We start from the raw sequence: 21,186 nt of genomic DNA, 5'->3' as shown, positions 1-21,186 counted from the left end.
GCGGGATCGTTATGCGCCGCTCTCGGGGTGGTACAGCCCCGCCAGCCGCAGCGCGTCCGCCGCGAACCGCTCGCGCAGGCCCTCGGGGGCCAGTACCTCCACCTCCGGGCCGAGCGCCGTCAGCTGGGTGTGGGCGACCTCCTCGGACTCCACCGGCAGAGCCACCGTCACCCATCCGTCGCCGTCCGGCTCGTCCGCGTCCGCCAGGGCCTCCCGCGCGGACAGCGAGTCGAGGGCGTACGGCAGCCGGCGCACCCCGTCGGGGGACAGCCGCACCACCACCCGCGCCAGCAGGATGGACCGGGCGAACTGTTCCGCCCGCTCCTCCCAGAAGGCGGGCAGCTCGAACTCCGGCTCCCGCTCGAAGCGCTCCTCGCCCGGGTCCACCGCCGTGAACCGGTCGATCCGGTACACCCGGAAGGACCCGTTCTGGGCCACCCGCGCGCACAGGTACCAGACGCCCGCCTTCAGCACGAGCCCGTACGGCTCCAGCTCCCGGACGACCTCGTCCTCCCCGCGCCGGTACCGCGCGACGACCCGCCGGTCGTCCCACACCGCGTCGGCCACGGCGGGCAGCAGCGCGGGCGTCCTCGGCTCCTTGAACCAGTTCGGCGCGTCCAGATGGAACCGCTGCGCCGCCGTCTTCGAGGCGTCCCGCAGGGACGGCAGCAGAGCCGCCGACACCTTCAGCTGCGCGGCCGAGGCGGCGTCCTCCAGGCCCATCTCGCGCAGCGCCCCCGGCACCCCGGACAGGAACAGCGCCTCCGCCTCGCCGCGGTGCAACCCGGTCAGCCGCGTCCGGTACCCGCCGACCAGCCGGTACCCGCCCGCCCGGCCCCGGTCCGCGTACACCGGCACGCCCGCCTCCGACAGTGCCTGCGCGTCCCGTGTCACCGTCCGCTCCGACACCTCCAGCTCACGGGCGAGCTCGGCGGCCGTCATGGCGGGCCGGGACTGGAGCAGCAGCACCATCTTGATGAGCCGGGCAGCACGCATGGGCACATCATGCAGCAGGCCCCCGCCGAAGCGGGGGCCTGCTGATCATCACCGGTCCTTACAGACCGTACTTCGCGCGCGCTTCCTTCACGGCCGTCGCCTTGACCTCGCCGCGCTTGGCGAGCTGGGCCAGGGCCGCGACGACGATGGACTCGGCGTCCACGCCGAAGTGGCGGCGGGCCGCCTCACGGGTGTCCGAGAGGCCGAAGCCGTCGGCGCCCAGCGAGGACCAGTCCTGCTCGACCCACTGCGCGATCTGGTCCGGGACCTGGCGCATGTAGTCGGAGACCGCCAGCACCGGGCCCTCGGCACCCTGGAGCGCCTGCCGGACGAACGGCACCCGCTCCTCGCCGCGCAGCAGCGCCTCGTCCGCCTCCAGCGCGTCCCGGCGCAGCTCGCCCCAGGACGTCGCCGACCACACGTCGGCCGCCACGCCCCACTCCTCGGCGAGCAACTGCTGCGCTTTCAGCGCCCAGTGGATCGCCGTACCGGAGCCGAGCAGCTGGATCCGCGGGGCGTTGGCCGGGGGCGTGATGCCCGCGGACTCCGCCGTGTTGAAGCGGTACAGGCCCTTGACGATGCCCTCGTCGACGCCGTCCACGGACGGCTTCGCCGGCTGCGGCATCGGCTCGTTGTAGACGGTCAGGTAGTAGAAGACGTTCTGGTCCTCACCCGGGGCCGCCTCGCCGTACATCCGGCGCAGGCCGTCCTTGACGATGGCCGCGACCTCGTAGGCGAACGCCGGGTCGTACGACAGGGCCGCCGGGTTGGTCGCCGCGATCACGGGGGAGTGGCCGTCGGCATGCTGCAGGCCCTCACCGGTCAGGGTGGTGCGGCCGGCCGTGGCGCCGACGAGGAAGCCGCGGCCGAGCTGGTCGCCGAGCTGCCACATCTGGTCGGCCGTGCGCTGCCAGCCGAACATCGAGTAGAAGATGTAGAACGGGATCATCGCCTCGCCGTGCGTCGCGTACGACGTCGATGCGGCGATGAAGTCGGCCATCGAACCGGCCTCGGTGATCCCCTCGTTGAGGATCTGGCCGTTCTTGGCCTCCTTGTAGTACATCAGCTGGTCGCGGTCGACCGGCTCGTACGTCTGGCCCTTCGGCGAGTAGATGCCGAGCGACGGGAACAGCGACTCCATGCCGAAGGTGCGCGCCTCGTCCGGGACGATCGGCACCCAGCGCTTGCCCGTCTCCTTGTCGCGGACCAGGTCCTTGACCAGACGGACGAAGGCCATCGTCGTCGCCACGTTCTGCGAGCCGGAGCCCTTGTCGAAGGACGCGAACGCCTTCTCCGCCGGGGCGGGCAGCGGGGCGACCGGGTGGACGCTCCGGGCCGGGGCCGGACCGCCGAGGGCGGCACGCCGCTCCTGGAGGTAGCGGACCTCGGGGGAGTCGGCGCCCGGGTGGCCGTAGGGCACCACGCCGTCGACGAACGCGCTGTCGGAGATCGGCAGCTCCAGCAGGTCGCGCATGTTCTTGAACTCGTCCACCGAGAGCTTCTTCATCTGGTGGTTGGCGTTCTTCGACGCGAAGCCCTCACCGAGGGTGTGGCCCTTGACCGTCTGGGCCAGGATCACGGTCGGCGCGCCCTTGTGCTCGACGGCCGCCTTGTACGCGGCGAACACCTTGCGCGCCTCGTGACCACCGCGCGAGAGGTGGAAACACTCGAGGATCTTGTCGTCGCTCAGCAGCTTCGCCAGCTCCACCAGCGCCGGGTCGCCGCCGAAGAAGTCCTGGCGGATGTAGGCGGCGTCGCGCGTCTGGTACGTCTGGATCTGCGCGTCCGGTACCTGACGCAGGCGGCGTACGAGCGCGCCCGTGGTGTCGAGCTGGAACAGCTCGTCCCAGGCCGTGCCCCACAGCGTCTTGACGACGTTCCAGCCGGCGCCGCGGAACTGGGCCTCCAGCTCCTGCACGATCTTGAAGTTGGCGCGGACCGGGCCGTCGAGGCGCTGCAGGTTGCAGTTGATGACGAACGTGAGGTTGTCGAGCTCCTCGCGGGCGGCGAGCGCGAGGGCCGCCGTCGACTCGGGCTCGTCCATCTCGCCGTCGCCGAGGAACGCCCACACGTGCGAACCGGCGGTGTCCTTGATACCGCGGTTGGCGAGGTAGCGGTTGAAGCGCGCCTGGTAGATGGCCGACAGCGGGCCGAGACCCATGGAGACCGTCGGGAACTCCCACAGCCAGGGCAGCCGGCGCGGGTGCGGGTAGGACGGCAGACCGTCGCCGCCCGCCTCCCGGCGGAAGTTGTCGAGCTGGGCCTCGTTCAGCCGGCCGTCGAGGAAGGCGCGGGCGTAGATGCCGGGGGAGGCGTGGCCCTGGATGTAGAGCTGGTCGCCGGAGCCGTCGGCCTCTTTGCCCTTGAAGAAGTGGTTGAAGCCGGTCTCGTAGAGCCAGGCCGCCGAGGCGAAGGTGGCGATGTGGCCGCCCACGCCGTACTTGCTGCCCCGGGTCACCATCGCGGCCGCGTTCCAGCGGTTCCACGCGGTGATCCGCTGCTCCATCGCCTCGTCACCGGGCACGGACGGCTCGGCGGCGGTGGGGATGGAGTTGACGTAGTCGGTCTCGAGGAGCTTCGGCAGCGCGATGCCGGCGCCCTCGGCGCGCTCCAGCGTGCGCCGCATCAGGTATGCGGCGCGGTGCGGTCCGGCCGCCTCGGTCACCGCGTCCAGGGAGGCCTGCCATTCGGCGGTCTCCTCCGGGTCCCGGTCCGGGAGCTGGTCGAGCTCGCTCGGCTGGATGGCTTTGGGGTCGGTCATGTCGCCGCCTTCCTCAGTCGAAGGGGGTTCCCTCATCGGTAAGGGTTCGGGGGTGCCCTTTGTCTTTGGCAGGACAGGGCTGGGGCTTGGGTGGCAAGCCCGTCGGTGACTGTAACCCTCTGATCGATGATCGATCAAAGGGTTGAGCGACAAAACCTCTTGATCACGAGAAAGTAGGCACGGGGTGCCTTCGGCGGTGGCACGCGGTGACCGATTTTCGAATGGTTTTCGCAGGTCGGAGCCGTTTGAGCGGGAATGCGCTCGAGTGTCACGCCCGGGGCGCGCAGCCCAGGACGTGGGCCTTCACCAGTTCGGCGATCCGGGGGTCGCGGCGCTTGAAGGCGGCGACCAGTTCCTCGTGCTCCTCCGCGTACGACTGCTGCTGGGTGCCCAGCCAGCGGATCGACAGGGCCGTGAACACCTCGATGCCGAGGCCTTCCCAGGTGTGCAGCAGGACGGAGTTGCCCGCCGCGCGGACCAGTTCGCGGTGGAAGGCGACGGTGTGGCGGACCTGAGCCGTGCCATCCGACCTGCGGTCGGCCTCGTACAGGGCGTTGACGTGGGGTTCCAGTGCCGAGCAGTCCTCCGCCAGGCCCTGGGCCGCCAGCTCGGCCGCGATGGCCTCCAAGCCGGCCCGGACCGGGTAGCTCTCCTCCAGGTCGGCGGCGGTCAGGTTCCGTACGCGGACGCCCTTGTTGGGGGCGGACTCGATCAGGCGCAGGGATTCCAGTTCGCGCAGGGCCTCGCGGACCGGGGTCTGGCTGACCTCCAGCTCCGTGGCGATCCGGCGCTCGACGATCCGCTCGCCCGGCTGCCAGCGTCCGCTGATGATCCCCTCCAGGATGTGCTCGCGGATCTGCTCGCGCAGCGAGTGGATGACGGGCGCGGTCATGTGAGCTCCTTAGGCGGGATTGACGTTTAGACAATACGGCCGGTTCGCTCCGCGGGTGGGGCGGCTGGGGGCGCTTTGGTGCAGGTGAGACGAGACTTACACGGGGGGTGTGGGGTTGTCGTTCGGCTGACGGTTGGGTGTGGTTGCTCGCGCCCGCGCGACGGAGTCGCACATCGAAACAGCCCCGCGCCCCTCGGGTACGACGGTGCCCCGCCCGGAAGATCCGAACGGGGCACCGTACTGCCGTACCGGCGTTGGAGATCAGAGGCCGAGCTCGACCTCGAACTCGCCCGCCTCCAGGATGGCCTTGACCGCCGTCAGGTAGCGGGCGGCGTCGGCGCCGTCCACCAGGCGGTGGTCGTAGGACAGGGTCAGGTACGTCATGTCGCGGACGCCGATGACCGTGCCCTCCTCCGTCTCGATGACGGCGGGGCGCTTGACCGTGGCGCCGATGCCGAGGATGGCGACCTGGCCCGGCGGCACGATGATCGTGTCGAAGAGCGCGCCGCGCGACCCGGTGTTGCTGATGGTGAAGGTCGCGCCGGACAGCTCGTCCGGGGTGATCTTGTTGGCGCGGACCTTGCCCGCGAGCTCCGCCGTGGCCTTGGCGATACCGGCGAGGTTGAGGTCACCGGCGTTCTTGATGACCGGGGTCATCAGGCCCTTCTCGGAGTCCACCGCGATACCGATGTTCTCGGTGTCGAAGTAGGTGATGGTCCCCTCGGCCTCGTTGATCTTGGCGTTGATCGGCGCGTGCGCCTTCAGCGCCTGGGCCGCGGCCTTGACGAAGAACGGCATCGGGGAGAGCTTCACGCCCTCACGGGCCGCGAAGGAGTCCTTGGCCCGGCCGCGCAGCTTCATCAGCCGCGTGACGTCGACCTCGACGACCGAGGACAGCTGGGCCTGCTCCTGCAGGGCCTTGACCATGTTGTCGCCGATGACCTTGCGGATCCGCGGCATCTTGATGGTCTGACCGCGCAGCGGGGAGGTCTCCAGCACCGGGGCCTTCTTCGTGGCCGGAGCGGCGGCCGCGGCCGGAGCCGGGGCAGCGGCGGCGGCCTTCGCGGCCTCGGCGGCGGCGATGACGTCCTGCTTGCGGATACGGCCGCCGACGCCGGTGCCCTTGACGCCGGCCAGGTCGACGCCGTTCTCGGCGGCGAGCTTGCGCACCAGCGGGGTGACGTAGGCGCCGTCGTCGGCCGGCTGGGCGGCGGCCGGAGCGGCCGGGGCCTGGGCCGGAGCCGGGGCGGGCCCCGGAGCGGCCGGGACCGGCTCGGGAGCCGGGGTCTCCTGCTGCTGCGGGGCCGGAGCCGAGGGCGCCTGCGGGGCGGGCGCCGGAGCGGCCGGAGCTGGAGCGGCGGGGGCGGCCGGGGCGGGGGCCTCGGCAGCCGGGGCCGGGGCCGGGGCGGCGGGGGCCGGGGCAGCGGCCGGAGCCGCACCCGCGACGCCGATGACGGCGAGCTTGGCGCCGACCTCGGCGGTCTCGTCCTCGCCGACCACGATCTCCAGCAGCGTGCCCGCGGTGGGCGCCGGGATCTCGGTGTCGACCTTGTCGGTGGAGACCTCGAGCAGCGGCTCGTCGGCCTCGACGCTGTCACCGACCGACTTCAGCCAGCGGGTGACGGTGCCCTCGGTGACGGACTCGCCGAGCGCGGGCAGGACGACGTCCGTGCCCTCGGCGGAGCCGCCGCCGGCGGCGGCGTCGGCGGTGGGAGCGGGCGCCGGAGCGGCCTGCTCGGTGGACGGGGCGGCCGGGGCCGGCTCGGGAGCGGGCTCAGCGACCTGCTCGGCGGCCGGGGCCGGGGCGGCAGCGGGCGCACCGCTGCCGTCGTCGATGAGGGCCAGCTCGGCGCCGACCTCGACCGTCTCGTCCTCGGCGACCTTGATGGAGGCCAGGACGCCGGCTGCGGGGGAGGGGATCTCGGTGTCGACCTTGTCGGTCGAGACCTCGAGCAGCGGCTCGTCGGCCTCGACGCGCTCACCCTCGGCCTTCAGCCAGCGGGTGACAGTGCCCTCGGTGACGCTCTCGCCGAGCGCCGGAAGGGTTACGGAAACCGCCATGGTTTCGGTTGCTCCTTACGGAAAGTGCGGAAGTCTGTGTCGTCGCTTCTCGACCGAGGGGGTCAGTCGTGCGAGTGGAGGGGCTTGCCGGCCAGGGCCAGGTGGGCCTCGCCGAGCGCCTCGTTCTGCGTCGGGTGGGCGTGGACGAGCTGCGCGACCTCGGCGGGCAGCGCCTCCCAGTTGTAGATCAGCTGGGCTTCGCCGACCTGCTCGCCCATGCGGTCACCGACCATGTGGACGCCGACCACGGCACCGTCCTTCACCTGGACGAGCTTGATCTCGCCCGTGGTGTTCAGGATCTTGCTCTTGCCGTTGCCCGCGAGGTTGTACTTCAGAGCGACGACCTTGTCCGCGCCGTAGATCTCCTTGGCCTTGGCCTCGGTGATACCGACGGAGGCGACCTCCGGGTGGCAGTACGTCACCCGCGGGACACCGTCGTAGTCGATCGGAACGGTCTTCAGACCGGCCAGACGCTCCGCCACCAGGATGCCCTCGGCGAAGCCGACGTGCGCGAGCTGGAGGGTCGGGACCAGGTCACCGACGGCGGAGATGGTCGGGACGTTGGTGCGCATGTACTCGTCGACCAGCACGTAGCCGCGGTCCATGGCGACGCCCTGCTCCTCGTAGCCGAGGCCCTGCGAGACCGGGCCGCGGCCGACGGCCACCAGCAGGATCTCGGCCTCGAACTCCTTGCCGTCGGCGAGGGTGACCTTGACACCGTCCTGGGTGTACTCGGCCTTCTCGAAGAACGTGCCCAGGTTGAACTTGATGCCGCGCTTGCGGAAGGCGCGCTCGAGCAGCTTGGACGAGTTCTCGTCCTCGACCGGAACGAGGTGCTTCAGGCCCTCGATGACCGTGATGTCCGCACCGAAGGACTTCCAGGCGGAGGCGAACTCGACGCCGATGACACCGCCGCCGAGGACGATGGCCGACTTCGGCACACGGTCCAGGACGAGGGCGTGGTCGGAGGAGATGATGCGGTTGCCGTCGATCTCCAGGCCGGGCAGCGACTTCGGTACGGAGCCGGTCGCGAGCAGCACGTGGCGGCCCTGGACACGCCGGCCGTTCACATCGACGGAGGTGGGGGAGGACAGCCGGCCCTCGCCCTCGATGTACGTCACCTTGCGGGAGGCGACCAGGCCCTGCAGACCCTTGTACAGGCCGGAGATCACGCCGTCCTTGTACTTGTGGACGCCGGCGATGTCGATGCCCTCGAAGCTGGCCTTCACACCGAACTGCTCGCTCTCGCGGGCCTGGTCGGCGATCTCGCCCGCGTGCAGCAGAGCCTTGGTGGGGATGCACCCCCGGTGCAGGCAGGTCCCGCCGACCTTGTCCTTCTCGATCAGGGCGACGTCCAGGCCCAGCTGCGCCCCGCGCAGGGCCGCGGCGTAACCACCGCTGCCACCGCCGAGGATCACTAGGTCGAAAACGGTGCTGGCGTCGTTCGCCACGTCACGTCCTCCATGCATGTGCGCCGTACGCCGGTCTTCAGTGACCGGCAGGCGGCTGGTGTCCGGCCGCTCGTTCTTCGGCCCTTCGGTGGGGCCCTGTCCTGCCGAGCCCCATCTTCGCACTTGTCGACACACAAAGAGACGCCGGGCTGCTGTGTGAGACGCCCCACGTTGTCCAACCCAGGGGCGCGGGGCCGTGCTCGATCTGCGGCTCCGCCGCGCGGGCGCGACCAGCTCCCACGTCCGCCGGTGAGGTCATGACCTGAAGGGGCGCGGGGAACTGCGCGAACAACCCCCACGCCCCCGCACTCGCCACACAACCGGCGAGCCCGAGCTTTCAGGCGAAGATCAGCCCAGATCCCCGGCAGCCGTCAGCTCCGCCAGCCGCACCAGCGTCCGCACCGCGCTGCCCGTGCCGCCCTTCGGCGTGTACCCGAAAGGCCCGCCCTCATTGAACGCCGGCCCCGCGATGTCGAGGTGCGCCCAGGTGATCCCCTCGCCCACGAACTCGCGCAGGAACAGACCGGCGACCAGCCCGCCGCCCATCCGCTCGCCCATGTTCGCGATGTCGGCCGTGGGAGAGTCCATCCCCTTGCGCAGGTGCTCCGGCAGCGGCATCGGCCACGCCGGCTCGCCGACCTCCTCCGCGGCCTCGTGCACCGCGGAGCGGAACGCGTCGTCGTTGCCCATGATCCCGAACGTCCGGTTGCCCAGCGCCAGCACCATCGCCCCGGTCAGCGTCGCCACGTCGACGATCGCGTCCGGCTTCTCCTGGGAGGCCGCCCACAGGGCGTCCGCGAGCACCAACCGGCCCTCGGCGTCGGTGTTGAGCACCTCCACCGTCTTGCCGCTGTACATCCGCAGCACGTCACCCGGACGGGTCGCGGAACCGGAGGGCATGTTCTCGGCCAGGGCGAGCCAGCCGGTGACGTTGACCTCCAGGCCCAGCCGGGCGGCGGCGACGACCGCGGCGAACACGGTGGCCGCGCCGCTCATGTCGCACTTCATCGTCTCGTTGTGACCGGCCGGCTTCAGCGAGATGCCGCCCGAGTCGTAGGTGATGCCCTTGCCGACGAAGGCGAGGTGCTTCTTCGCCTTCGAGGAGGTGTACGACAGCTTCACCAGGCGCGGTCCCGCCGCCGAGCCGGCCCCGACGCCGAGGATGCCGCCGTAGCCGCCCTTCTCCAGGGCCTTCACGTCGAGCACCTGCACCTTGATGCCGTGCTCCTTGGCCGCGGCCTGCGCGACCGCGGCGAACGCCTCGGGGTTCAGGTCGTTCGGCGGGGTGTTGATCAGGTCGCGGGCGCGGTTGAGCTCCTCGGACACCGCGGCGGCACGCTCGATCGCCGCCTTGTACGCCTTGTCGCGGGGCTTGCCGCCGAGCAGGGCGACCTCGGCGAGAGGGGCCTTGCCGTTCTTCGCCTTGGCGTCCTTGCCGTTGTCCTTGTAGGCGTCGAAGGAGTACGCGCCGAGCAGCGCGCCCTCGCCGATCGCGCCGGCGTCGGCGGCGTCCGTCAGCGGCAGGGCGAAGGCGGCCTTCTTGGTCCCGGCCAGGGCACGGGCGGCGACGCCGGCGGCCTTGCGCAGGGCCTCGGTGTCGTAGTCGGCGTCCTTCTCGGGCACCGCGCCGAGGCCCACCGCCAGTACGAGCGGCGCCTTGAAGCCGGACGGTGCCGGCAGCTTCGTCATCTCGCCCTCGGCACCGGAGGCGCCGAGAGTCTCCAGGACGCCGGCGAGCTTGCCGTCGTACGCCTTGTCCACGGCCTCGGCGCCCGGTGCGACGACCGGCCCCTTGGCACCCTTCGCGACACCGATCACGATCGCGTCGGCCCGCAGGCCGGGCGCCGCGGCGGTGCTGAGAGTGAGAGCAGTCACGGTGGTGAAATCTCGCTTCCGATGTGAAGTTGCGATGGTCGAACGGTGTGGGTCGACCGGGCCCGAGCCGACCCTATTCCGACGTCAGGGTCCGGTATCCACGGGGCCTTCCCCGGTGCGGCGAACACTCGACGACGAGCCTACGCGCGTGGTCGCGTTCGCTCATTACTGCGGGTGTTCACCCATCGGTCGCGTAGTAGCCATTTCTTGATCCCGCATGGCGGTGAACTCGGTCACACTCGCTCGGATCCGACGAGAGTCCCGCTCGCCGCTTTGCATGATTTTCACTGATCCTCCTCTGTTCGGCCTCTGTTCGACCGCAAGGGGATCTCTGGATCTTCTGGGGGAGGAACCATGGCGCAGCGTGCGCGCAGCTGGCGGAACACGGCCGCCGCGATGACGGCGGCAGGCATGATCACGGCCGGGGCGGTGGCACCCGGGGCCGCGGCCGCGGAGGAACCGCGCATCGATCTCAAGGTGCTCGTGGTGGACAACGGCGACAGCCCCGTCCAGGCCGTCACCGCGCAGCTCAGATCCACGGGCGTCCCGTACACCACCGTCGACCTGAACGACTCCGGCCGTCCGAGGATCACCGAGTCGTTCCTGAGCGACACGGTGAACGGCAGGCCCCGCGCCAAGTACCAGGGCGTCGTCCTGCCCAACGAGGCCCCGTTCGGCGCGGGCTCCGCCGAGCAGACCGCTCTGGAGACGTACGAACGGACGTACGGCATCCCGCAGGTCGACGCCTACACCTGGGCGCACCCGGAGGTCGGCCTCGACTACACCAGCGAGGGCGGCTGGGCGGGCACGCTTGACGGGCGCGAGGCATCCGTCACCGCGGCCGGGAAGGCGGGCCGCTTCGGCTACCTCGAGGGTGCTTTCCGGTTCGAGGACAACGCCCCGTCCGTGCAGGAGAGTTACGGCTACGTCGCCCGGCCCCGCCCCGGCTTCACCAGCTACGTCGACATCCCCGTGCCGGGCGGCACCGGCCGCGGCAGCCTCGTCGGCGAGTACGCCCACGACGGCCGCCGCGAACTCGTCGTCACCTTCGCCTACAACGGCAACCAGCAGCAGTTCCGTCTGCTGGCCAGGGGCATCGTCGAGTGGCTCACCCAGGGCGTGCACCTGGGGCAGACCCGCAACTCCTTCGCGGTGCACGTCGACGACGTGTTCGCCCCGGACAGCCGCTGGGACACCGAACGCAACTGCACCCCGGGCGACTTCGACTGCACGGGCGGCGACGGCGAGGGCACCACTCCGATCCGCATGACCGCGGACGACGCCGCCTACGCCGCCCAGTGGCAGCGCGAGCACGGCTTCACCATGGACATGGTCTACAACGCCGGCTCCGGCGAGGAGTGGAAGACCGAGCACGGCGGCACCGACGCCCTCACCGACCGGCTGGTCGCCGACAAGGCGCAGTACCGCTGGGTCAACCACACCTACACGCACCCCTTCCTCGGCTGCGTGCAGGACACGTCCAGCGTGCCGTGGAGCTGCGCGAAGAACGCCGACGGCTCGACGAAGTACATGAGCCGTGCCGAGATCGCCGCGCAGATCCGCGACAACCACAACTGGGCCGTGGCCAAGGGCCTCCCGGTCGACCGCGCCGAGCTGGTCACCGGCGAGCACTCGGGCCTGAGGACCCTGCCCCAGCAGCCGGACGACAATCCCAACCTGGCCGGCGCCCTCGCCGACACCGGTGTCAAGTGGATCGCCTCGGACAACTCCCGCGAGCCCGGGCAGCGGGCGATCGGCAACGCGCTGACCGTCCCGCGCCACCCGATGAACGTGTACTACAACGTGGGCACGGCGGCCGAGATGGCCGACGAGTACAACTGGATCTACACCTCGCGCGGCGACGGCGGCAGCGGCGTCTGCGAGGACAACCCCACCTCGACCTGTCTGGACGAGCCGCTCGACACCACCACGGGCTACGCCGAGCACATCGTCCCGCAGGAGGCGCGCACCGCCCTCGGACACGCCCTCGCGGGTGATCCCCGGCCGCACTACGCGCACCAGTCCAACCTGGCCGAGGACCGGCTGCTCTACCCGGTCATGGAGAAGGTGCTCGCCGACTACCGGGCGCTGTTCGCCGGCAACACCCCGCTGGAGAACCCCCGGCACAGCGCCATCGGCACCGAGGTGCAGCGCCGCGCCGCCTGGCAGACCGCCCTGGCGAACGGACGGGTGACGGCGTACCGCATCGGCACCACCGTCACGGTCACGGCCCCGTCCGGCACCCAGATCCCGCTGACCGCCCCGGAGGGCACCAGGAAACAACTCCTCCTGGGCACCGCGCCCTTCGGCACCCCATACGCAGGATCCCGCTCAACCTGGACGACCCCGGCAGCACTCCAGTCGGCTCTCACACTCAAGTTGCCGTAAAGGGCAGCGCCCCTTCGTTTGGGGGCGCGGGGAACTGCGCGACCAGCCCGAACGATGCCCGCACTCGGCATCCGGACGCAGTTCCCCGCACAACATCCGCACCACAGGGGGAAACACGCATGAGGCGAACAGGCCGCCACGTCACCATGCTCACCGAAGGCACCTACCCACACGTCCACGGCGGCGTCAGCACCTGGTGCGACCAACTCGTCAAGGGCATGCCGGAGGTCGACTTCCACATCGTCTCCCTCACCGGCAGCGGCCGCGAACCCGTCACCTGGGACCTGCCGCCCAACGTCTGCGCACACACCTCGGTCCCCACCTGGGGCCCCCGCCCCGGCCGCGCCAGGCCCCCCTACGGCAAGGCCCGCCGCCGCTTCACCGACACCTACGAGCGTTTCCTGCTCTCCTTCCTCGACCCCGGCTCGCCCACCGACTTCGGCACGTCCCTGACCGAGCTGGCCGAACTCGCCCGCGACGGACGCCTGTCGGCCGCGCTGCGCACCGAGTCCGCGCTGCGGTCGCTGATGTGGATCTGGACGATGCCGCATCTGCCGACCGCCGCCGCCCGGCCCACCGTGCACGACGCGCTGACCGCGACCGACCTGCTGGAACACGCCCTGCGCCCGCTCGGCGTCCGCATCCCGGAGGACTCCGTCGCCCACGCCGTCAGCAGCGGCCTGGCGACCCTGCCCGCGCTCGCCGCCCGCCACCTGGACGGCGTACCGTTTCTGCTCACCGAGCACGGCATCTATCTGCGCGAGCGCTACCTCGGCTACCGCCGCGACGCACAGCGCTGGCCCGTGAAGGCGTTCATGCTCGGCTTCTACCGCGAGCTGAACTCGTACGGCTACCGCGCCGCCGATCTGATCACCCCGTGCAACCAGTACAACCGCCGCTGGGAGGAGCGCGGCGGCGCCGACCCCGGCAGGATCCGCACGGTCTACAACGGCGTCGACCCGGCCGCCTTCCCGCACGCCGGCCCCGAGCCCGAGGTCCCCACCCTCTCCTGGTGCGGCCGGATCGACCCCATCAAGGACCTGGAGACCCTGATCCGCGCCTACGCGATGGTGCGCGCCGAGATCCCCGCGACCCGGCTCAGGCTCTTCGGCCCGGTCCCGCCCGGCGGCGAGGCCTACCGCACCCGGCTGGAGAAGCTCGCCGCCGAACTGGGCGTCACCGACGGCCTGACCTTCGAGGGCCGTATCACCGAGGTCCGGCGTGCCTACGCGGCCGGGCACGTGGTGATGCTGTCGTCGATCTCCGAGGGCTTCCCGTTCTCCCTCATCGAGGCCATGTCCTGCGGCCGTACGACGGTGTCGACCGATGTCGGCGGGGTGCGCGAGGCCGTCGGCGACACGGGCCTGGTCGTGCCCCCGCGCGAGCCGGAGAAGATGGCGGCCGCCGCCCTGACCCTGCTCAGGGACGACCGAAAACGTCTCGAGCTGGGCGAGTTGTCGCGCCGGCGCGTCATCGACCGCTTCACGCTGCGCCGCTCGGTGGACGCCTTCCGCACCGTCTACAAGGAACTCGCGGGCGAGGACGAGGTGTACGAGCCCACGCTGGAGATGGTCGCCGACTGGACCCTGGAGCTGCGCGACCCGTGGTACGCAGGCGTAGCGGCGGACGGGTCCGGCCGGTGAGCGGAAGCGTCTGGCTCCCCCCGGGCTCCCGCCCGGACACCCTCCCGTACATCCCCCGGCAGCGCGCCACTCCCAGCTGGGCCCGGCCCGACCCGGTGGACGAACTCGCCGCCCGCCTCGAGGACTTCATCGCCGCCGCCGTCCACCCGGACGAGATCGCCGCGCTGCTGGAGTCCGACGGCCTCTCCGACGACCAGATACGCGAGCGGTACGGCGTCAAGAACTCCTTCGCGCTCGCCGAGACCCTCTACGAACGCGTCGAACGCCGCTACCCCGAGCCCGACGGGCCGGTGCCCGACCCCTGGCGGACCGGCCTGCTCGGCTGTCTGCTGCGCGGTGTCGTCTTCGCCCTGCCCGGCCTCGCCTACGTCCTCGGCGCGCCCCTGTTCGCCGGCGACGAGGACTTCGGCCTCCCGGCGGGCACGGTCCCGCTGCTCGCGGGCGCCCTGTGCGGCTGGACGTGGAACCAGGGCCTCGCCCACCGGGCGTACGCATGGCTGGGGCTCGGCGACCGGACGGCCGCGCGGCGTGCCCTGCTGCTCGGCGCCCCGGCCGGCGCCCTGCTCGGCTCCCTGGTCGCCCTGGCCTGTGCGGCCCAAGCCGCCCCGGCCGTGGTCGCCTTCGCCGCCGGGCAGTCCTGCTATCTGGCGGCGGCGACCGTCCTGCTGGTGATGGGCCGTGAACGGCTCCTGCTGGCCGCCCTCGCGCCGATGGCGACGGGCGCGGTCCTGTCCCTGGCCGCCCCTCTGCCGGAGGCTGCGAGCCTGGCCCTGCTGCTGGGCTCACTCGCGGCGGTGGCCGCCCTCGCCGTGCGCGAAGTGGCACCCGCCGCAAAGAAGGTGGGCGGGTGGACCGCCGGTCTCCTTGCCCTGCTCCCGCTGGGCGCGTCCGGCACCGCCCCCGCTCCCCGGCGCCCCGCCGGGCCCCGGCTCACGGGTTCCCTGCCGTACGCCCTGTTCGGGCTCGCCACCGGCGTTCTCGTGCTGTACGCGGCCCTCGGCGACGTCCTCGCGGGCGAGGCCGGCAGCGCGGTCGCCGCCCCTGCCGCCGTGGCACTCACTCTCAGCATGGGCCCCGCGGAGTGGCTGCTGTATCGATTCCGCAGCGAGGGCCTCGCCGCACTGCGTGCCAGCCGCACCGCCGGGGCCTTCCGGCGCACCACCGTCCTCACCGTCGTCGCGTGCCTGGCCGCCTACCTCGCCACCCTGCTCTTACTGAGCCTCGCCGCCTCCGCCCTGTGGCCGCACTCCCCGTCCCCCGGCGGCGTCCGGGCGGCCGGGCTGCTCCTGTTGGGTGTGGTGCTCTGGACGGGCCTGCTCCTCCAGTCGTTCGGCGCGATGACCGGCGCGACGACGGTGTGCTGCGCGGCCGCACTCGCCCAGACCCTCCTCCTCGTCACGCACGCCGTGGACCCGCACACCGCGGGCCTGGCCGTGTACGGCACGGCGGCCGTCGTCCAAGGCGCCCTGGTGTGCGCCCTGCTGGGGAGGGCAACAGCCCACCGATGAGCACTCTCCTGGTCCCGTACTACGAGCACCCGTCCGCACGCCCCGCCGAATGGGAGGCGATCGTGGCCGCCGCGCCCCGTCTCTACGGGGTGGTCCTCAACCCCGCCAGCGGGCCCGGCGACCGCCCCGACGCGGCCTTCGCCGAGGTCGCCGCCCGGCTGCGGGACGCGGGCGTCCGGGTCCTCGGGTACGCCGACACCGACTACGGCCGCCGCGCCACCACCGACGTCGTCCGCGACCTCACCCGGCACCGCGACTGGTACGGCACCGACGGCGCCTTCCTCGACCAGGTCCCCTCCGGGCCCGAGCAGTTCGAGTACTACCAGCGACTGGCGGTGGCCGCCTGGGGCGTCGGCTGCGGCACCCTCGTCCTCAACCACGGCACGGCACCGCACCCCTGCTACGCCCGCATCGCCGACGTCCTCGTCACCTTCGAGGGCACCTGGTCGTCCTACCGCGCGCTGCGCCCCGAGCCCTGGCCCGGCGGCGGCGACGTCCGGCTCTGCCACCTCGTGTACGACGTGCCGCCCGACGCCGACCCGGAGGGCCTGGCCAGGGCGCGGGGCGCGGCGGTGCACTGTGCGGTGCCCGGCAGCGGCGATCATCCTTGGGGCACACTGCCGTACCCCCTGCACCGCCCGGAGAACACCCCGTGAGACGCACGTCCTTGCTCGTCGCCCTGCTCGTCCTGCTGCTCGCCGGCTGCACCCAGCAGAAGGCCGACGACAAACCGGGCCCGCGCTGGCAGCCCCGCCCCGGCACCGCCTGGCAGTGGCAGCTCAGCGGGCGCCTGGACACCTCCGTCGACGTGCCGGTCTACGACATCGACGGCTTCGACCACTCCGAGGCCACCGTCACGCGCCTGCACCGCGAGGACCGCAAGGTCATCTGCTATCTGTCCACCGGCGCCTGGGAGGAGTTCCGCCCGGACGCCGGGAAGTTCCCCCGGGCCGTCCTCGGGCGCGGCAACGGCTGGAAGGGCGAACGCTGGCTGGACATCCGCCGCACCGACGTCCTGGAGCCCCTCATGGCGGCCCGGATCGACATGTGCCGCGACAAGGGCTTCGACGCGGTGGAGCCCGACAACATGGACGGTTACCGCAACGACACGGGCTTCCCGCTGAAGGCCGCCGACCAGCTCCGCTACAACCGCCTCATCGCCCGACTGGCCCACGACCGGGGACTGGCCGTCGGCCTCAAGAACGACCTGGACCAGATCCCCGAGCTGGTCGGTGACTTCGACTTCGCGGTCAACGAGCAATGCGCCCAGTACGGCGAGTGCGCGGCCCTGAAGCCGTTCACCGACGCGGGCAAGGCCGTCTTCCACGTCGAGTACGAGGTGCCCACCCGCCGCTTCTGCGCGGAGTCCCGCCGCCTGAAGCTCAGTTCGCTGCTCAAGAAGTACGAACTAGGGGTGTGGCGACAGGCCTGCTGAGCCCGGCACCGGAGACCGCGGTGCCCGCCACCCGGTCGGCGAGGGAACGCCGGCCGGGGGAGAGGACCGGCAGCGCGTTCAGCAGGAACAGCACCACCGCGACCGCCCACACCAGCACCGACAGCACGACCTGGCCCTCGACCAGCAGCACGCAGGCCACCGCGTACACGGCGACGTCCGCCACGGTGGTGACGGCGGCCCGCCGCGCTGCCCGGCGCGGGAGGCTCGGCGTGACCTTCAGCCCGACCAGGGCCTTGCCGACCGTGCGCCCGGCCAGCGCCAGGCACGCCCACTGGTAGAGGAACACCGTCAGCACCAGCAGCCCGAAGGCCTGCTCGACGTACAGCACCGACTTGTTCCACAGCGAGAGCCCCAGCTCCTGGGAGGCGTCGACGACGTCACCGCGCGAGGTCAGCAGGTCGAAGCCGCCGCGGGTGGCCAGCTCGGGCACGTCGGTGACGAGCGCCGATATCCGGTGGAAGGTGAGCACGGCGAGCGCCGAGGCCAGCGCCAGCACCAGCGCGAAGTCGACGGACCAGGCCACGGCACGGCGCAGCTTCGGCATGAACATCCCCCGATCACTTGTGTGTTCGGGGGACGAAGCTAGCGGCCGGGCGGCCGGGGCAGGAGGGGGACGGGGAGATCGTTTCAGCCCAGTGACAGAACGACCAGCGCCGTCGTCGCCGCCGTCTCCGCGAGTCCGCCGAACACATCCCCGGTGACCCCGCCGAAGCGGCGCGTGCAGTGCCGCAGCAGCGCTTCGGCGGCGATCAGGGAGAGGACGACCGCGCACACCGTCCGGACCACGTCGTACGGTCCCCAGAAGGCGCTCACCGCTGCCGCCGCCCCCGTGACGGCGACGGCGCTGAGCAGCGCCCCGCGCGGGGGCACCACGCCCGCGACCGCCGCCCCCAGCCCCTCCGGCCGGGCCGCCGGCACTCCCGCCCGGGCCGCCAGGGTCAGGGCCAGCCGGGCGACCGTGGCGGAGACGACCGCCGCGAAGACGCCCCGGGCCCAGGAGGCGTCGTAGGCCTGGGCGAGTGCGGCGACCTGCGCGAGCAGGACGAGGACGAGGGTGATGACCCCGAACGGCCCGATGTCCGACTGCTTCATGATCCGCAGCGCGTCCTCGGCGGGCTTCCCGCTGCCCAGCCCGTCGGCGGTGTCCGCCAGCCCGTCCAGATGCAGCCCCCGGGTGAGGACGGCCGGCACGGCCGCGGTGGCCGCGGCGGCGAGCAGCCCGCCCGCCCCGAGGAACAGCAGCACCAGCCCGACGGCGGCGGCGGCCACGCCGACGGCCAGCCCCGCGAGCGGAGCGCTGAGCATGCCGGCCCGCGCGGCCTCCCTGTCCCACCGGGTCACCCGGACCGGGAAGACCGTGAGGGTGCCGAAGGCGAAGCGGAGACCGTCGAGGGGCGAGATTGCGGGCACCGGCGCAGGCTACCGGCCGGTCACGAGAGCGGGCACGGCGGCCGAGGATAAAGTTCACATATGGGATGGTTCGAGCGGAACATCATGGAACCCGGCAAGCTGCCACTGCTCCTCGCACTCATCTCGTTCGTGCTGACCTTTCTGATCACCCGGGGCATCACCCGTCTCATCCGGGCGGGCAAGGGCCCCTTCCGCAACATCAGCGGCAGCGGCGGTGTCCACGTCCACCACGTGGTCCCCGGCGTCATCCTGACGATCGTCGGCGGCTTCGGCGCGGTCGCCGGCGGCCAGCACGGCTTCGGCTCGTGTCTGGCCGCCGTGCTCTTCGGCATCGGGGCGGGACTCGTCCTCGACGAGTTCGCCCTGGTCCTGCACCTCGCCGACGTCTACTGGACCCCGGACGGCCGCAAGAGCGTCGAGATGGTCGTCCTCACCGCCTCCCTCGTCGGCCTGCTCCTGCTCGGCTTCTCGCCGCTGGGCGTCAACGACCTCTCCGAGGACCAGCAGCAGAACCGTGCCGTCGTCCTCGGGAACGTCCTCGTGAACTTCGGGTTCGCCCTCATCGCCCTGTTCAAGGGCAAGGTCCGCCTCGCGGTCCTGGGCGTGATCATCCCCCTCGTCGCCCTGGTCGCCGCCCTGCGGCTGGCCCGCCCCACCTCCCCCTGGGCCAAGCGGTTCTACCGCAACCGCCCCCGTGCCCGTGCGAAATCCGGCCTCCGGGCCTACCACCACGACCGCCGCTGGGTGGGCCCCCGGCGCAGATTTCAGGACTGGATCGGCGGCGCGCCCGACCCCGAGCCCGTCCGGTCGCTCGAACGCCGCTGACGCATTCGCCGCCGACGCGGCGCTCCGGCCGCGTACAGCACCAGCACGGCCGCGATCGCCGCCAGATGCTCCTTGCCCGCGAGGTTCTCCTTCACGGCGACCTCGACGACCATGGCCGCGATCACCACCGCCGCCGTGCCATACGCGCGATAGCGCAGGCCCAGGTAGACGGCAAGACCCACCACCGCGGCCGAGGGCCCGCTGTCCACGACCCGCGCGTCCGAGGCGGGCAGACCCAGCGGGGAGTCCGGGCCCAGCCAGATGCCGAGCCGGGCGTAGAGCGTGCCCGCGAGCGTCGCGAGGTAGGCGATGAACAGGGCCCGCCGCCACCCCAGGCACAGCTCCGCGATACCGAACACCAGCAGGATCTGCGCCAGCGCGCCCCACACCGGCAGATCCAGCGCGGGCACGAACAGCGACAGCGGCGTCCGCAGCAGCGCGAGCCACAGCGGGTCCTCGGCCCGCACGGCACCGACGTCCTGAACGAACCGGTAACCCCACGACTGGTTGTGCACGAAGTGCAGCACGGCCGTGAGACACACGGCGCCGGCCGCCATCGGCACCGCGCGCAGCCGCTGCTCCCGCAGCGGCCCGCGCACCGCGGTGTACAGCTGCCCCCATTCGGCGCGGGCCCCGCGGGCGAGCGTGGTCATCGAGCGGTCGTCCTCGTCCGTGCGTCGGTACGTCTGAGGGTGTCTGCGACTCAGTCAAACCGACACCACGTTCCAAGACCGACCGGAACGGGACGAAGTTGAGCCAGGTGTGCGTGACCTGGATCGCTACTGCTCGGCGGAAGCCTCCGAGGTCTCCTCCTCCGCCGGCTGCTCGGACTCCTTCGGCTTCTCGGGCAGCTCCGCCGCCAGCGCCGCGGCCGCCTGCACCAAGGGAAGCGCCAGCAGGCCGCCCGCGCCCTCGCCGACCGTCACACCCTGGGTCAGCAGCGGCTCCAGGGCCATCCGGTCCAGCGCCTTCGCCTGTCCGGGCTCGCCGCTGTCGTGCGCGGCCAGCCACCAGTCCGGTGCCCGGAACGCGATCCGCTGCCCGACCAGCGCACACGCGGCCGTCACGACCCCGTCGAGCACCACCGGCAGCTTCCGCACGGCACTCTGCAGCAGGAAGCCCGTCATCGCCGCGAGATCGGCCCCGCCCACCGTCGCCAGCAACTGCAACTGGTCCCCGAGCACCGGCCGGGCCCGGCGCAGCGCGTCGCGGATCGCCGCACACTTGCGCATCCAGGCCAGGTCGTCGATCGCCAGCCCGCCCCGCCCGGTGACCACCGACGCGTCGACCCCGCACAACGCCGCGACCAGCACGCCCGCCGCCGTCGTCCCGCCGACGCTCACATCGCCGAGCACCACCAGATCCGTACCGGAGTCGGCCTCCTCGTCGGCCACCGCGACCCCGGCCCGGAACGCCGCCTCGGCCTCCTCCAGAGTCAGCGCGTCCTCTACGTCGATCCGGCCGCTGCCGCGCCGCACCCGATGCCGTACGACGTCCTCGGGCAGGGCCTCGGGGTCACAGTCCAGGCCCATGTCGACGATCCGCACCGGCACGCCGAGCCGCCGTGCGAGCACCGAGACGGGCCTGCCGCCCTCCAGCACCTCGCGCACCAACTCCCCGGCACCGCCCGCCGGCCGGGCCGAGACGCCCAGCTCCGCGACGCCGTGGTCACCGGCGAAGAGCACCACCCGCGGCCGGTCGACCGGCCGCACCGGCACCGCGGACTGCGCCGCCGCCAGCCACTCACCCAGGTCGTCGAGGCGGCCCAGCGATCCTGGCGGCACGATCTGCCGCTCCCGGCGCGCCTCGGCGTCACGGCGTACCCCGCCGTCCGGACGCTCGATCAGATCGGTGAAGTCGTCGAGATTAAGCGAGCTCATTCGCCGAACAGTACCGGCACCGATCGAACAGCACGGCGCC

General features: G+C 72.0%; 16 protein-coding genes. 6 read left to right on the top strand and 10 right to left on the bottom strand.

Annotation, left to right across the window (positions count from 1 at the left end):
* Window positions 1-9 precede the first annotated feature (9 nt).
* The 6 genes from AC07DF_RS22570 to AC07DF_RS22545 form a co-directional block, all read right to left on the bottom strand.
* Window positions 10-996, bottom strand: coding sequence for a helix-turn-helix transcriptional regulator (locus AC07DF_RS22570; protein ID WP_478974049.1), 987 nt, complete (start codon window positions 994-996; stop codon window positions 10-12).
* Between the two features lie 58 nt (window positions 997-1,054).
* Window positions 1,055-3,757: a pyruvate dehydrogenase (acetyl-transferring), homodimeric type gene (gene aceE, locus AC07DF_RS22565; RefSeq protein ID WP_478974046.1), complete on the bottom strand. Its 2,703-nt coding sequence runs from the start codon at window positions 3,755-3,757 to the stop codon at window positions 1,055-1,057.
* A 268-nt stretch (window positions 3,758-4,025) separates the two neighbouring features.
* A complete protein-coding gene (locus AC07DF_RS22560) occupies window positions 4,026-4,649 on the bottom strand; it encodes a GntR family transcriptional regulator (protein ID WP_184596340.1) in 624 nt (207 codons plus the stop codon).
* A gap of 261 nt (window positions 4,650-4,910) precedes the next feature.
* The gene (gene sucB / locus AC07DF_RS22555) at window positions 4,911-6,710 is read right to left on the bottom strand and encodes a 2-oxoglutarate dehydrogenase, E2 component, dihydrolipoamide succinyltransferase (protein ID WP_478974042.1); all 1,800 of its coding nucleotides are present in this window, start codon (window positions 6,708-6,710) and stop codon (window positions 4,911-4,913) included.
* Between the two features lie 62 nt (window positions 6,711-6,772).
* Window positions 6,773-8,161 (bottom strand): dihydrolipoyl dehydrogenase, encoded by a 1,389-nt coding sequence (gene lpdA, locus AC07DF_RS22550; RefSeq protein WP_478974039.1) that lies wholly within the window; start codon window positions 8,159-8,161, stop codon window positions 6,773-6,775.
* Between the two features lie 348 nt (window positions 8,162-8,509).
* Complete coding sequence (locus AC07DF_RS22545) at window positions 8,510-10,036, bottom strand: leucyl aminopeptidase (RefSeq protein WP_478974036.1); 1,527 nt, start codon at window positions 10,034-10,036, stop codon at window positions 8,510-8,512.
* 396 nt (window positions 10,037-10,432) lie between these two features.
* On the opposite strand from AC07DF_RS22545, the gene AC07DF_RS22540 reads away from it, so the two are divergent.
* The 5 genes from AC07DF_RS22540 (at window position 10,433) to AC07DF_RS22520 (ending at window position 17,010) form a co-directional block, all read left to right on the top strand.
* Complete coding sequence (locus AC07DF_RS22540; RefSeq protein ID WP_478974653.1) at window positions 10,433-12,424, top strand: hypothetical protein; 1,992 nt, start codon at window positions 10,433-10,435, stop codon at window positions 12,422-12,424.
* A gap of 119 nt (window positions 12,425-12,543) precedes the next feature.
* Window positions 12,544-14,067 carry a GT4 family glycosyltransferase PelF gene (gene pelF / locus AC07DF_RS22535; RefSeq protein WP_478974033.1) on the top strand — a complete coding sequence of 508 codons (1,524 nt, stop codon included), beginning with the start codon at window positions 12,544-12,546 and terminating at the stop codon, window positions 14,065-14,067.
* On the top strand, window positions 14,064-15,575 hold the full coding sequence (locus tag AC07DF_RS22530; protein ID WP_478974030.1) for a hypothetical protein: 1,512 nt from the start codon (window positions 14,064-14,066) through the stop codon (window positions 15,573-15,575). Before pelF ends, AC07DF_RS22530 begins: the two co-directional genes overlap by 4 nt.
* On the top strand, window positions 15,572-16,231 hold the full coding sequence (locus tag AC07DF_RS22525) for a spherulation-specific family 4 protein (RefSeq protein WP_478974027.1): 660 nt from the start codon (window positions 15,572-15,574) through the stop codon (window positions 16,229-16,231). Before AC07DF_RS22530 ends, AC07DF_RS22525 begins: the two co-directional genes overlap by 4 nt.
* Window positions 16,228-17,010: an endo alpha-1,4 polygalactosaminidase gene (locus tag AC07DF_RS22520; RefSeq protein WP_478974024.1), complete on the top strand. Its 783-nt coding sequence runs from the start codon at window positions 16,228-16,230 to the stop codon at window positions 17,008-17,010. The genes AC07DF_RS22525 and AC07DF_RS22520 overlap by 4 nt, the downstream gene beginning before the upstream one ends.
* Here the strand turns inward: AC07DF_RS22520 and AC07DF_RS22515 are convergent.
* Window positions 16,970-17,575, bottom strand: a complete 606-nt coding sequence (locus tag AC07DF_RS22515; protein ID WP_478974021.1) for an RDD family protein — start codon at window positions 17,573-17,575, stop codon at window positions 16,970-16,972. The genes AC07DF_RS22520 and AC07DF_RS22515 overlap by 41 nt on opposite strands.
* Before the next feature lie 83 nt (window positions 17,576-17,658).
* A complete protein-coding gene (locus tag AC07DF_RS22510) occupies window positions 17,659-18,441 on the bottom strand; it encodes an adenosylcobinamide-GDP ribazoletransferase (protein ID WP_478974018.1) in 783 nt (260 codons plus the stop codon).
* 60 nt (window positions 18,442-18,501) lie between these two features.
* On the opposite strand from AC07DF_RS22510, the gene AC07DF_RS22505 reads away from it, so the two are divergent.
* On the top strand, window positions 18,502-19,266 hold the full coding sequence (locus AC07DF_RS22505) for a hypothetical protein (RefSeq protein WP_478974015.1): 765 nt from the start codon (window positions 18,502-18,504) through the stop codon (window positions 19,264-19,266).
* Here AC07DF_RS22505 and AC07DF_RS22500 read toward each other — a convergent pair.
* Both AC07DF_RS22500 and cobT read right to left on the bottom strand, forming a co-directional pair.
* On the bottom strand, window positions 19,206-19,919 hold the full coding sequence (locus tag AC07DF_RS22500; protein ID WP_478974012.1) for a hypothetical protein: 714 nt from the start codon (window positions 19,917-19,919) through the stop codon (window positions 19,206-19,208). The two genes, AC07DF_RS22505 and AC07DF_RS22500, sit on opposite strands and share 61 nt — an antisense overlap.
* A 126-nt stretch (window positions 19,920-20,045) precedes the next feature.
* Complete coding sequence (gene cobT / locus AC07DF_RS22495; protein ID WP_478974009.1) at window positions 20,046-21,146, bottom strand: nicotinate-nucleotide--dimethylbenzimidazole phosphoribosyltransferase; 1,101 nt, start codon at window positions 21,144-21,146, stop codon at window positions 20,046-20,048.
* Window positions 21,147-21,186: the final 40 nt, after the last annotated feature.

This window comes from Streptomyces sp. NPDC044719 (assembly GCF_056433405.1).
Note: the sequence above shows the minus strand (reverse complement) of the source record. Positions and strands in the feature narration are given on the sequence as shown.

Coding starts and splice junctions, on each gene's coding strand:
- AC07DF_RS22570 (WP_478974049.1), bottom strand. CDS start 996: ATGCGTGCTGCCCGGCTCATCAAGATGGTGCTGCTGCTCCAGTCCCGG.
- aceE (WP_478974046.1), bottom strand. CDS start 3,757: ATGACCGACCCCAAAGCCATCCAGCCGAGCGAGCTCGACCAGCTCCCG.
- AC07DF_RS22560 (WP_184596340.1), bottom strand. CDS start 4,649: ATGACCGCGCCCGTCATCCACTCGCTGCGCGAGCAGATCCGCGAGCAC.
- sucB (WP_478974042.1), bottom strand. CDS start 6,710: ATGGCGGTTTCCGTAACCCTTCCGGCGCTCGGCGAGAGCGTCACCGAG.
- AC07DF_RS22540 (WP_478974653.1), top strand. CDS start 10,433: ATGACGGCGGCAGGCATGATCACGGCCGGGGCGGTGGCACCCGGGGCC.
- pelF (WP_478974033.1), top strand. CDS start 12,544: ATGAGGCGAACAGGCCGCCACGTCACCATGCTCACCGAAGGCACCTAC.
- AC07DF_RS22525 (WP_478974027.1), top strand. CDS start 15,572: ATGAGCACTCTCCTGGTCCCGTACTACGAGCACCCGTCCGCACGCCCC.
- AC07DF_RS22515 (WP_478974021.1), bottom strand. CDS start 17,575: ATGCCGAAGCTGCGCCGTGCCGTGGCCTGGTCCGTCGACTTCGCGCTG.
- AC07DF_RS22505 (WP_478974015.1), top strand. CDS start 18,502: ATGGGATGGTTCGAGCGGAACATCATGGAACCCGGCAAGCTGCCACTG.
- AC07DF_RS22500 (WP_478974012.1), bottom strand. CDS start 19,919: ATGACCACGCTCGCCCGCGGGGCCCGCGCCGAATGGGGGCAGCTGTAC.
- cobT (WP_478974009.1), bottom strand. CDS start 21,146: ATGAGCTCGCTTAATCTCGACGACTTCACCGATCTGATCGAGCGTCCG.